At 69.3% G+C, this 12,903-nt stretch carries 6 protein-coding genes; 2 read left to right on the forward strand and 4 right to left on the reverse strand.

The window, feature by feature from the left end; all coding sequences use genetic code 11:
* Nucleotides 1-50: 50 nt before the first annotated feature.
* Together AC6BOR_RS10675 and AC6BOR_RS10680 are read left to right on the forward strand one after the other, a co-directional pair.
* A complete protein-coding gene (locus AC6BOR_RS10675) occupies nucleotides 51-5,693 on the forward strand; it encodes an alpha-2-macroglobulin family protein (RefSeq protein WP_498058427.1) in 5,643 nt (1,880 codons plus the stop codon).
* Between the two features lie 154 nt (nucleotides 5,694-5,847).
* Nucleotides 5,848-7,956 (forward strand): transglycosylase domain-containing protein, encoded by a 2,109-nt coding sequence (locus tag AC6BOR_RS10680; RefSeq protein WP_498058428.1) that lies wholly within the window; start codon nucleotides 5,848-5,850, stop codon nucleotides 7,954-7,956.
* Between the two features lie 126 nt (nucleotides 7,957-8,082).
* Here AC6BOR_RS10680 and pgl read toward each other — a convergent pair whose 3' ends face one another.
* From pgl to dnaK, 4 genes are all read right to left on the reverse strand, one after another.
* The gene (pgl, locus tag AC6BOR_RS10685; RefSeq protein WP_498058429.1) at nucleotides 8,083-8,784 is read right to left on the reverse strand and encodes a 6-phosphogluconolactonase; all 702 of its coding nucleotides are present in this window, start codon (nucleotides 8,782-8,784) and stop codon (nucleotides 8,083-8,085) included.
* A complete protein-coding gene (locus AC6BOR_RS10690; RefSeq protein ID WP_498058430.1) occupies nucleotides 8,781-9,554 on the reverse strand; it encodes an SDR family NAD(P)-dependent oxidoreductase in 774 nt (257 codons plus the stop codon). The genes pgl and AC6BOR_RS10690 overlap by 4 nt, the downstream gene beginning before the upstream one ends.
* Nucleotides 9,555-9,593: 39 nt before the next feature.
* Entirely contained in the window at nucleotides 9,594-10,745 is a 1,152-nt protein-coding gene (gene dnaJ, locus AC6BOR_RS10695) for a molecular chaperone DnaJ (RefSeq protein ID WP_086115598.1), read from the reverse strand.
* A 68-nt stretch (nucleotides 10,746-10,813) separates the two neighbouring features.
* A complete protein-coding gene (gene dnaK / locus AC6BOR_RS10700; RefSeq protein WP_086115597.1) occupies nucleotides 10,814-12,712 on the reverse strand; it encodes a molecular chaperone DnaK in 1,899 nt (632 codons plus the stop codon).
* Between the last annotated feature and the right edge of the window lie 191 nt (nucleotides 12,713-12,903).

Genomic DNA, 12,903 nt, shown 5'->3' on the forward strand with positions numbered 1-12,903 from the left:
ACCGCTTGTTGCGTCGCGATGTTCACGGCAGTCTTGCGGCTGTGAGGATATTGCTGCCCCGCCTTCCCATTGCAGCCGCGGCCGTGGTGCTGGCGGCGGCGCCGCTGATCGGCCAGGCGCGGCCCGGGGTCACCGGCTTTTCGCCCAGCGGCACGGTCGCTGCGCCCGCACAGATTGTCGTGCGCTTTGCCACGCCGATGGTGGCCATGGGCGCTGCCGCCCCGGCACCGATCAGCGGCGATTGCGGCAAGGGCGGTCAGGGTCGCTGGCTTGATCCGCAGCGCTTCGTCATCGATCTGCCCACGCCCATCCCCGGCGGCCGCGCCTGCCAGTTCCGCCTTGCCGCCGGCCTGGCCGATCTCGCCGGCCGTCCCTTGCCGGCGGCGGGCCCGTTCCGCTTCACCACGCCCGGCCCGGCGATCCGCGCCGTGCTGCCCGATGGCGGTGACGTGGCGGAAGACCAGATTTTCCTGATCGCCACCGAAGCCCAGCCCACCGCCGCCAGCCTGAACGCCGGTGCCGCCTGCCTGATCGACGGGGTGGGCGAACGCGTGCCGCTGGACGTGCTGCCAAACGCCAGCCGCGATGCCATATTGAAATCCACGCGCGGGGATTGGAGCCTCAACTATTTCCTCGAACGCGCCGGCTGGCGGGCGGATTATGACGGCAACCGCGCCGCGCCGGCCCATCTGATCGCCGCGCGTTGCCGCCGGCCGCTGCCCCCCGGCGGCCAGCTGACCCTCAGTTGGCGTGGCAGCATCGCCGCCCCCAACGGCCTGAAGGCCGGCACCGATTGGCAACAGCGCTTCCGCGTGCGCCAGCCGTTCACCGCCACCATGGCCTGCACCCGCACCAATGCCGGTGCCGCCTGTTCGCCGCTCGATTCGATCCGGGTGGATTTCACCGCCCCGGTGCCGCGCAGCGCAGCGCTGGCCGCCCGCCTGCGCCTGCCCGATGGCCGCAGCATCGCCCCCGAACTGCCGGCTGACCGGGCGAACACCACCGGCGATATCCGCTTCAGGGGCCCATGGCCGGCCCGCTCCCGCCTCACCCTCAGCCTGCCGGCTGGCCTCAAGGATGATGCCGGCCGCAGCCTCGCCAACGCCGCCCGCTTCCCGCTCACCATCCCCACCGGCGATTTCCCGCCGCTGGCCAAATTCGCCGGCCGCTTCGGCATATTGGAGGCGCAGGAAGGCGGCATCCTGCCCGTCACGCTGCGCGGGGTGGAAAACCCGCTGCCGGCCGCCACCCTCACCTTGCCGGTTCGCAGCCTGCGGATCGATGATGATGCCCAGGTCGCCAAATGGCTGCGCCGGGTCGAACGCGCCGGCGAACGCCGCTTCCGCGACGAACCGCTGGCCGGCGGCGGCTATAACAGCGTTGAAACCACCGGCAGCCAGTCGCTGCTGGCCGATGAACGGGGCAGCAACCGCCTCACCATCACCCGGCCGCGTGACGGCGCCATGCAGGTGGTCGGCATCCCGCTGAAAACCCGCGGGCTCCACATTGTCGAACTCGCCTCCCCGGCGCTGGGCAATGCACTCACCGGGCCGGGCCAGACCTACCATGTCAGCACCGCCGCGCTGGTCACCAATATGGCCGTGCATTTCCAGTGGGGTGACGGTGCCTCGCTGGTGTGGGTCACCCGGCTGGCCGATGCCGCCCCCGTGCCGGGCGCCCGCATCAGCATCAGCAACAGCTGCACCGGCGAGCAGCTGTGGCAGGGCCGAACCGATGCCAGCGGCCGCGCCCTGGTGCCCGCCGGCGAATTGCCCAAACCCGCAACCTGGACCGCGTGCGACGCCGAAACCCCCACGCTGATGGCCAGCGCCCGCACCGCCGATGATTACAGCTTTGCCCTCACCAGCTGGGGCGACGGCATCCAGGCCTTTGATTTCAACCTGCCCCATGGCGGCTGGAACTGGCGCCCGCTGGCCCACGCCGTGTTCGATCGCACCCTGGCGCGCCCGGGTGAGCGCATCAATTTCAAGCTGTTCCGCCGCCTGCCCAATGATCGCGGCTTCACCCGGCCCAAGCCCGCCCCCTTCACCCTCACCGCCCGCCACTGGCAGAGCGACACCATCCTACCCGTCACCCTCGGCCCCGGTGCCGATCCCGCAGGCCAGATCATCCTGCCCGCCAGTGCGCCCACCGGTGATTGGGAACTGCGTCTCGCAACGCCGGATGGCGATGAAACCGGCGTCGGCAATTTCCAGGTGGAAGAATTCCGCCTGCCCACCCTGCGCGCCGCCATCTCCGGGCCCAAGGCGATGCCGGTCGCCCCCGCCAGCCTGCCGCTCGATCTGGCGCTCACCTATTTCTCCGGCGGCTCTGCGGCCGGCGCCCCCGTCACCCTGCGCACCCGCGTGGTGCCGCGCAGCGTCGAGGTGCCCGGCCTGGATGGCTTCACCTTCGATGCCGAAGCCATCACGCCCGGTCTTTCCCGGCTTGAGGAGGGCGAGGCTGCCGCCGCTCCAATCCGCGCCCGCGAAACCCCGCTCAACCTGGGCCGCACCGGCACTGCCCGTGTTGCAGCAGGCGGCTGGGCGCCGATCACCCGCCCGGCCACGCTGGTGGCCGAAATGGATTATCCCGATGCCAATGGCGAGATCGCCACCCGCATCGCCCGCCTGCCGCTGGAGCCCGCCGCCCTGCGCGTCGGCATCGCCCGCGACGGCTGGCTGATGAAGGCCGATGACGCCCGGCTCAAGCTCATCGTCCTCGGCCTCGACAACAAGCCGCTCGCCGGCCGCGCCATCCGCGTCCGCCTGTTTGCGCGTGAAATCATCTCCACCCGCAAACGCCTCGTCGGCGGCTTCTATGCCTATGACAATATGGTCGAAACCCGCGAGCTCAAGGCCGGCTGCACCGCCCGCAGCGATGCCCGCGGCCGCGCCATTTGCCAGCTGGATGCCGGCATGTCCGGCGAGATCATGGCGCTCGCCGAAGTACAGGATGATGCCGGCCGCACCGCCCGCGCCAGCCAGAGCCTGTGGCTGGCCGGTGATGATGAGTGGTGGTTCGGCGGCGACAATGGCGACCGCATGGACCTGGTGCCCGAGGTGCCCGAAGTGGCCGTCGGCGCCACCGCCCGGCTTGCCGTGCGCATGCCCTTCCGCGAGGCGACCGCGCTCGTCACCATCATGCGCAGCGGCGTCATCGAAAGCTTCGTCACCACCCTGTCGGGCAAGGAACCGGTGGTCGAGGTGAAGATCAAGGGCAACCACGCCCCCAATGTCTATGTCTCGGTGCTCGCCGTGCGCGGGCGCGTGGCGGGCTGGCGGCTGTGGCTGGCCGATCTCGCCCGGCGCTGGAATCTCCCCTGGCTCAGCCGCGATGGCGCCGCCCCCACCGCGCTCGTCGATCTCGCCCGCCCATCGTGGCGCATCGGCATGGCGCAACTCAAGGTCGGCCATGATGCCCACCGCCTCGCCGTCACCGTCACGCCCGACCGGCCCACCCACGCGGTGCGGGAGGCCGCCAGCGCCCGCATCCGCGTCACCCCGCCCAGGGGCACGGCCTTGCCCGCCGACGCCGAAGTGGCCTTCGCCGTGGTGGACGAAGCCCTGCTGGCGCTGAAATCCAACGACAGCTGGAACCTGCTCAATGCCATGATGGAACCCCGGCCGCTGGGCGTCGTCATGGCCAGCGCGCAGGGCCAGGTGGTGGGCAAGCGCCATTATGGCGCCAAGGCGGTGGCAGCCGGCGGCGGCGGCGGCGCCACGGCCGGCATGGCCCGGCGCGATTTCACGCCCGTCATCGCCTGGGCCGGCCGCGTGAAGCTCAACCCACGTGGCGAAGCGCTGGTGCCCTTCCGCCTGAACGACAGCCTGTCCGGCTTCCGCCTCGTCGCCATCGCCAGCGCCGGCCCCGGCCTGTTCGGCACCGGCAGCGCATCCTTGCGCACCACCCAGGATCTGCAGATCCTGCCCGGCATCCCGCCACTGGTGCGCCAGGGGGATGAATTTGTCGCCACCGCCACGCTGCGCAACACCAGCGCCGCCGCGATGACCGCGAATGTCACACTCACCAACGGCACCGTCAGCCTGCCAGCCCAGCGGGTTGCGCTGCCCGCAGGTGGTGCCGCCAGCCTGCGCTGGCCGCTGGTCGCCGGCCCGCCCGGCAGCCAGCGCATCGCCATCAGCGCCCGCGCCGGCACCGCCAGGGATGCCGTGACCATCGCCCAGACCATCGAGCCGGCCATCCCCGAACAGGTGGTCGCCGCCAGTCTGATCCGCCCCGGCCAGCCGCTGATGCTGCAGCTGCCGCCGGGGGCCCAGGCTGGCGCGCCGTCCGGGCATGTCGATGTCGCCCTGCTCCGCAGCCTGGCCAGCTTGCCCGGCGTGCGCGCCTATATGGCGGCCTATCCCCATGATTGCATCGAACAGCGCCTGTCGCGCGCCGTCGCGATGGGAGACCGCGCCCGCTGGGATGCCGAAGCGGCCGGCATCCTCACCTATGCCGACAGCACCGGCCTGCTGCGCTATTTCCCCACCACCAGCCTGCCCGGCAACGAAGACCTCACCGCCTATGTGCTGCGCCTGTCGCGGCTGGCTGGCTGGCCGCTGCCCGATGCCGCCCGCGCCCGCCTGATTTCCGGCCTCACCCCAATTGCCGATGGCCGCCGCCCCGTTGCCGATACCACAAGGCTGGCCGCGCTGGCCGCCCTGGCCGGGGAAAGGATGCCGGTGGCCCGCATGCTCGCCGGCCTCAACATTGCGCCCGATCGCTGGGGCCCGGCGGCCCTGATGGACTGGCTGGCGATCGCCCGGGCCAGCGGCAACGCCCGTGACACCGCCGCCACCTTCACCCGGTTGCGCGCCCGGCTCGATGATCGCGGCACCGTCATGCGCTTCGCCGGCGTCGCCGATGATTGGTCGCTGATGGCCGATCCCGATGCGGCACTCGCCCGGCTGCTGCTGATCGCCAGCGCCGATGCCAATTGGGCGGCCGATGCCCCGCGCCTCGCCCGCGCCCTCACCCAGGCGCAGCAGCGCGGCCATTGGCGCTCCACCCCGGCCAACGCGCTGGGCACGCTGGCGCTCCAGGGCTTTGCCGGCCGTTTCGAAGGCGGCGCGGTTTCCGGTATCAGCCGTATCGCCCTCGCCGATCAGGCCGCCAGCATCGCCTGGCCGGCCAGCGGCGATCCGGCGCCGGCGCGGCTGCGGCTGGCGGCCGGCCAACTGGCGATCACCCACCAGGGAGGCGGCACGCCATGGGCGCAGGTGACCATGGCTGCCACCGTGCCGCAAACCCGCAGCCTCGCTGCCGGCCTCACCCTCTCCCGCACGGTCCGGCCAGTGGCGCAGGCCGTGCCTGGCCGTTGGAGCCGCGGCGATGTCATCGCCGTGCGCCTCACCCTCAAGGCCGCCGCGCCCACGCCCTGGGTGGCGCTGATCGATCCGGTTCCGGCCGGGGCCACCATCCTCGGCAACGGGCTCGCCAATTTTTCAGAACTGCTCGATGCCGGCAGCGCGGGCAGCGGCACGGCGCCCGACTGGATTGACCGCCGCGCCGGCGCCGTCCAGGCCTATTGGCGGGCGCTCAGCGGCACGGCCAGCTTTGAATATCGCCTGCGGCTGGGCAGCGAAGGCCGCTTCACCCTGCCGCCGGCCCGGGCCGAGGCCATGTACGCCCCCGATATCCGCGCCGCCCTGCCCGCCACCCGCCTGACCGTCGCCGCCGGGAAATGAGGCGTCGCGCCAGACCCAATTGTGTTTTGCTGGAATCCCAAGCCCGCTCATGCCGAGCTTGTCGAGGCACCGACCGCACTTGGAGCGTGCCTCGACAAGCTCGGCATGAGCGGTTCAATCAAACAGCAGTCGAGTCTCACCGCAAATTCCCGTCATGCCCGCGCCCCTGAAACAGGCCCGCACCCTGCCGCTGCTGCTGCTCGCCCTGCTGGCCGTCTTGCTCTGGCGCACCCAGCCCGCACCGGTGCCGGCCTTCCGCAGCCTCGCCGGCCAGCCCGGCAGCATCGCCATCCTCACCGACCGGCAGGGCCGCGAACTGGCCCGCCGCCGCACCGATGCCGCCGCCGATCGTGGGGACTGGCTGCCGCTGGCCGCGATCAGCCCCGATCTGGTGCGCCGGCTGGTGGCCGCCGAAGATCGGCGCTTCTGGCAGCATCATGGCATCGATTGGCGCAGCGTTGGCGGCGCGGCGCTCGGCCGGCTGCGGGGGGAACGGCTGCGCGGGGCCTCCACCATCACCATGCAGGTCGCCGCCCTGATCGATCCCAGCCTTGCCCGCGCCGGCCAGCGCGACTGGCGCGCCAAGCTGCAACAGGCCCGCGCCGCCCGCGCCATTGAGGCGCAATGGACCAAGCGCCAGATCCTCGAAGCCTGGCTCAACCTCTTGCCGCTGCGCGGTGACATCATCGGCATTGGCGCCGCCGCTGCCCGTATGGCCGGTCGCCCGGCGGCAGCGCTGGCCCCAGACGACAATGCGGTGCTGGTGGCGCTGGCCCGCCGCCCGTCTGCCCCGCCCGCCGCCGTGCTGGCCCGCGCCTGCCGCGCCGCCCCCGATCTGGAGTGCAGTGCCATCGCCATGGCCGCCGCCCGGCTGTTGGGGCCGCGTCAGGCGGTGGCCAACCGCGACGCGGCCCCGCACCTGGCCAGCCGGCTGCTGGGGCCCTGCGTGCGCGGCAGGGTGGCCACCAGCCTTGATGCCGATGTGCAGGCCCTGGTGCAGGCCGCGCTTGATCGCCAGCTCAGCGCGCTGGCCAGCCGCAATGTTCGCGACGGCGCCGCGATCGTGGTGGAAAATGACAGCGGGCGCATCCTGGCCTGGGTGGGGGCCGCCGGCAGCGCCAGCCGGGCCGGGCAGGTGGATGGCGTCATCGCGCCCCGCCAGGCCGGATCGACGCTGAAGCCGCAGCTTTATGCGCTGGCCATCGAACGCCGGCTCCTCACCGCCGCCTCGCTGCTCAATGATGCGCCGGTTGATCTGGAAACCGCCACCGGGCTTTACATCCCGCAAAATTATGACCGCAGCTTTCGCGGCCCGGTGTCGGTGCGCAGCGCGCTCGGCAACAGCCTGAATGTGCCGGCGGTGCGCACGCTGCTGCTCACCGGGCTGGAACCCTTCCGCCAGCGCCTGTTTGATGTTGGCTATCGCGGCATCAACCGGCCGGGGGACCATTATGGCTATGCGCTGGCGTTGGGCTCGGCCGAAGTGACATTGCTGGAACAGGCCGCCGCCTATCGCAGCCTGGCGCTGGGCGGGCGCAGCGGCCCGCTCACGCTGAAACCGGATGAGCGGCCGGCGACGCGCCCGGTGATCGATCCCGGCGCGGCGGCCATCATCACCGCCCTGATGGCCGATCCCGCCGCCCGCGCCGCCAGCTTTGGCGAGGCTTCGGGCCTGTCCTTGCCCTTCGCCGCGGCGGTAAAAACCGGCACCTCAAAGGCCATGCGCGACAATTGGGCGGTGGGCTTCTCGCGGGCCTACACGGTGGCGGTGTGGGTCGGCAATTTCGAAGGCGATGCCATGATCGGCGTGTCGGGCACCAGTGGCGCCGCGCCGGCCTGGGCAGCGATCATGCTGGCGCTGCATGATGATGGGCGGGCGAGGCCGCCGCCGGGCTTTGCCCTGCCAGCCGGGGTGGAACGCCGGCCGGTGGCCTTCCTGCCGGCGGTGGAGCCACCCCGCACGGAATTGTTCCTGGCCGGCACCTGGCAGCCGGTCTTCGCGCTGGCCGAGACGGCTGAAATCGCCCCACGGCTGACCGCTCCCAGCGATGGCACCATCCTGGCGCTTGATCCCGATATTCCCGCCAGCCGCCAGCTGCTGGTGATCCGCAGCCAGGGCAGCCGCCCCGGTCTGTTCATCAGCGTCGATGGCCGCCGCCTGCCCGGCCTGCCCTCCCGCTGGCCCCCGGTGCCCGGCCGCCACGAGATCGCACTCAGCGACGGCCGCACCACCTATGACCGCGTGCGGGTGACGGTGCGCTGACCCCAACATCCTCCCCCTCTGGGGGAGGTGGCACGCGCAGCGTGACGGAGGGGGCGGCGAGGACCGCGCTGGCAAGCCCCCTCCGCCCTGCGGGCACCTCCCCCAAGGGGGGAGGATTTTACAGCCTCACGGATGCCAGTGGATATCGATGTCCATGTCCAGCTCGGCCAGCAGCCGGCCGATCGGCAGCTTGCTTGACGAACCCTGCTTCAGCGCCTGTTCCACCACCTTGCGCTTGGCCTTGCCCGACACGGTCAGCGTGACAGTGCGCGCCGAAACCAGGGTCGGCCCGGTCAGCGTCACGCGCGGCACCGGGGCATTTTCGGGCAGCGGATCGGGGCGCACGCCGATGGCACGGCGCGCCTTGGGGCCAGCAATGGCAGCTTCAAAATCCGGGCCTGGGAAGATGGAGGCGGTGTGGCCATCCTCCCCCACGCCCAGCCAGGCCACGTCCAGCGGCCAGTCGAGATCGGCGATGCGCTCATCGGCAGCGCGGCCGGCCGCCACGGGGTCGCTCTCGCCGGCGGTCAACGGCAGCACCCGGGCCTTTTTCGGCAGGAACAGCCGCGCCAGCATGCCGGCGTTGGACAATTTGTCGGTCACCGGCACCAGCCGGTCATCGGTGGGCAATATGGTGACATCGGCCCATTCCAGCTTGGTCTCGGCCAGCAGCTTCAGCGCCGGCAGCGGGGTGGAACCGCCGGGAAAGGCCACCAGCGCCCGGCCGCGTGCTTCCAGCGCCTGGCCGATGATATAGGCAATGTCGCCCGCCACCGCCTCGGCCATCTCCTCGGCGCTGTCATACTCCCACCACTCGGCATCAATCACGCATCATCTCCAACCGGCACGGTGTAGTTGAGGCCCAGCCGGCCACCGTCCGCATAAAGTGTCTCGCCGGTAATGTAACTGGCGTCATCGCTCAACAGAAAGGCGGCGATTGCGGCAATTTCCTCCGGCGCGCCGGCCCGGCCCAGCGGCGTGCGCGACAGGATCTGCCGCCGCGCCGCCTCGTCGGCCATCACGGCGTTTCGTGCCAGCTCGGTCAGGATCGTGCCCGGCCCGATGCCCACCACCCGGATGTTGTGCGGTGCCAGCGCCACCGCCGTGTTGCGCGTGAGCTGGTTCAACCCGCCCTTGGCGACATTATAGGCCAGCAGCGACGGAATGGTGAGCAGCGCGTTGACGCTCGACATGTTGATGATCACCCCGCCACCGGCGGCCATCAGGTGCGGCACCGCCAGCTGGGTGGCGTGAAAGGCGGCGGTGAGATTGGTGGCAATGACCCGGTCGAACTGTTCCGGCGTCTCGTCAAAAATGTCGCCACGCGGCGCGATGCCGGCATTGTTGACCAATCCGTCAAGGCCGCCGAACGCGGTCACCGCCGCGTCAACTGCGGCCACCAGATCGGCGCGCGCGGCCACGTCGCAGCGGATTGCGGCCACGGCGGGGCCCAGTTCGGCCACGATATCGGGCAAAATTTCGGCCACATCGGCCATCATCACCCGGGCGCCTTCGGCCACCAGCCGGCGGGTGATCGCCAGCCCCAGGCCGCGCGCAGCACCGGTGACAAGATAGCGGCGGTTGGCCAAGCGTTGCATGACGCCACCCTAGCCGACAGGGCCGCCGCGCCGCCAGCGCTATTCGGTCAATTCGTTCCAGGCGTCCTTGATCCGGTCGAAAAAGCTCTGGCTTTTCGGGGTGTTGCGGCCGCCTTCGGTTTGTTCGATGGCCCGGAACTCCTCCAGCAACTCGCGCTGGCGTGCCGTCAGCTTCACCGGGGTTTCCACCTCGACCTGGATGACCAGATCACCCGCACCTCCACCATTGAGGCTGGGCATGCCCTTGCCGCGCACTCGGAACTGCTTGGAGGTCTGGGTCCCGGCCGGAATCTTGATGACGGTCTTCTCCCCATCCAGGCTGGGGACATCAATCTCACCACCAAGCGCCGCCAGCGTGATCGACAGCGGCGCTTCGGCATAGAGGGTAGTGCCGTCCCGCTTGAAAACCGGGTGCGATTTCAAGTGGATGAAGATGTAGAGATCGCCCGCAGGGCCGCCCCTTGCGCCGGCCTCGCCTTCACCGGCAACGCGGATACGGGTGCCGTCATCGACGCCCTTGGGGATGTTGACGTTCAGATCCTTGCGCTTTTCCACCCGGCCAGCGCCACCGCAACTGTTGCAGGGATCAGCGATGATCTGGCCCTGGCCATGGCAGGCCGGGCAAGTGCGCTCCACCATGAACAGGCCCTGGCGCATGGCCACGCGCCCACTGCCGTTGCAGGTGGTGCAGGTGCGGGCCGATGTGCCGGGTTTGGCCCCGCTGCCACCGCAGGGGTCGCAGGCGGCCGCCACTTCAATGCTGATCGTCGCCTGGCGTCCGGCAAACGCCTCTTCCAACGACATTTCAAGATCATAGCGCAAATCGGAGCCACGCGCAGGTCCGCCGCGGCGCTGGCCACGGCCGCCACCGCCCATGAATTCGCCGAACACGCTTTCAAAAATGTCGGCGAACCCGCCGAAATCCTGCGCGCCACCGCCAAAGCCGCCGCCACCGCCGCCCTGCCGGAAAGCGGCATGGCCAAAGCGGTCATAGGCGGCCCGCTTCTGCGGGTCCTTCAGCACGTCATAGGCTTCGTTGATCGCCTTGAACTTCTGCTCCGCCGCCGCATCACCGGGATTGCGATCGGGATGGAATTTCATCGCCAGCCGGCGATAGGCGGATTTCAGCGCGGCCTCATCGGCCCCGCGCTCCACCTCCAGCAGTTCGTAATAATCGATCTCGGTCGCCATAGTTCGGCCGCCCCATATTCAACAGGCAAAGGCGCGCCGCATGCCAGCGGCGCGCCTTGCGCGACGGCTTACTTCTTGCTGTCGTCGACGTCGGTGAACTCGGCGTCCACCACATCATCGCTCTTGGGCGAATCAGCGGCCGACGGTTCGGCGGCAGCCTGTTCGGCCTGATAAATGGCCTCACCCAGCTTCATGGCAACCTGGCCCAGCGCCTGCACCTTGGCGTTGATGGCATCGGCGTCGCCCGAATCCAGCACCGCCTTCACGTCGGCGATGGCGGTTTCGATGCTGGCCTTCACCTCCGGCGTCACCTTGTCACCATGCTCGGCCAGCTGGCGCTCGGTCGAATGCACCAGGCTGTCGGCCTGGTTGCGGGCCTCGGCGGCGGCGCGGCGCTTCTTGTCTTCCTCGGCAAAGGCTTCGGCGTCCTTCACCATCTTTTCGATATCATCCTTCGACAGGCCACCCGACGGCTGGATGCGGATCTGCTGTTCCTTGCCGGTGCCCTTGTCCTTGGCGTTGACCGAAACCAGGCCGTTGGCATCGATATCAAACGTCACTTCGATCTGCGGCACGCCGCGCGGCGCCGGCGGGATGCCAACCAGATCAAACTGGCCCAGGATCTTGTTGTCGGCCGCCATCTCGCGCTCACCCTGGAACACCCGGATGGTCACCGCCGACTGATTGTCATCGGCCGTGGAGAACACTTGGCTCTTCTTGGTGGGGATGGTGGTGTTGCGGTCGATCATGCGGGTGAACACGCCGCCCAGCGTCTCGATGCCCAAGCTCAGCGGGGTCACGTCGAGCAGCAGCACATCCTTCACATCGCCCTGCAGCACGCCGGCCTGGATGGCGGCGCCCATGGCCACCACTTCGTCCGGGTTCACGCTGGTGTTCGGCTCCTTGCCAAACAGATCCTTCACGAACTGGCGCACGCGCGGCATGCGGGTCATGCCGCCGACCAGGATCACTTCCGACAGGTCGCCCGGCTTCACACCGGCTTCTTTCAGCGCATCCAGGCACGGCTGGCGGGTGCGTTCGATCAGATCGAGCACCAGCTTTTCCAGATCGGCGCGGGTGATGGTCTTGACGAGGTGCTTCGGCCCGTTGGCGTCGGCGGTGATGAAGGGCAGGTTCACTTCCGTCGCAGCCGAGGACGACAGTTCGATCTTGGCCTTTTCGGCGGCTTCCTTCAGGCGCTGCAGGGCCAGCTTGTCCTTGGTCAGGTCAATGCCTTCGGCCTTCTTGAAATCACCCGACAGGAACTCCACCAGCTTGGCATCGAAATCTTCACCGCCCAGGAAGGTGTCGCCGCTGGTCGACTTCACTTCGAACACGCCATCGCCCAGTTCTAGGATGGAAATGTCGAAGGTGCCGCCGCCAAGGTCATAGACGGCCACGGTCTTGGCATCATTCTTCTTGTCGAGACCATAGGCCAGCGCGGCAGCGGTCGGCTCGTTGATGATGCGCAGCACTTCCAGGCCGGCGATTTTGCCGGCATCCTTGGTGGCCTGGCGCTGGGCGTCGTTGAAATAGGCCGGAACGGTGATCACCGCCTGGGTCACGGTTTCGCCCAGATAGGCTTCGGCCGTTTCCTTCATCTTCTGCAGGATGAAGGCGGAAATCTGCGACGGGCTGTAATCCTGGCCGCCGGCATTGACCCAGGCATCGCCGTTGGGGCCGCGGGCAATGGCATAGGGCACCAGGCCGGCATCCTTGCTGGTCAACGGATCATCAAAGCGGCGGCCGATCAGGCGCTTCACGGCAAACACCGTGTTGGCCGGGTTGGTCACGGCCTGGCGCTTGGCCGGCTGGCCGACCAGACGTTCGCCATCCTTGGTGAAGGCGACCTGGCTGGGGGTGGTGCGTGCGCCTTCGGCGTTTTCGATTACGCGGGGCGCGCTGCCTTCCATCACGGCCACACAGCTGTTGGTGGTGCCAAGATCGATCCCGATAACCTTTGCCATGACGGCCCTGTTCCCTTGCCTCTGGATCCAGCCCCTGGCGCCCCATCAAGGCAGCGCGGCACGGCCGATCCTGGTTGTGATAACGGCCGGTGCCCCGGCCAAACGAGCTTGCACGGGCGATATAGGGAGGGATTCCCGGGCTGCAAGGGCGCGCCGGTTTCCTTGATGCACAGCGGGGCGATCCGCCCCTT

The organism is Sandarakinorhabdus sp. FBCC-B8862 (genome assembly GCF_059745315.1).

Coding starts and splice junctions, on each gene's coding strand:
- AC6BOR_RS10680 (WP_498058428.1), top strand. CDS start 5,848: ATGCCCGCGCCCCTGAAACAGGCCCGCACCCTGCCGCTGCTGCTGCTC.
- AC6BOR_RS10690 (WP_498058430.1), bottom strand. CDS start 9,554: ATGCAACGCTTGGCCAACCGCCGCTATCTTGTCACCGGTGCTGCGCGC.
- dnaJ (WP_086115598.1), bottom strand. CDS start 10,745: ATGGCGACCGAGATCGATTATTACGAACTGCTGGAGGTGGAGCGCGGG.
- dnaK (WP_086115597.1), bottom strand. CDS start 12,712: ATGGCAAAGGTTATCGGGATCGATCTTGGCACCACCAACAGCTGTGTG.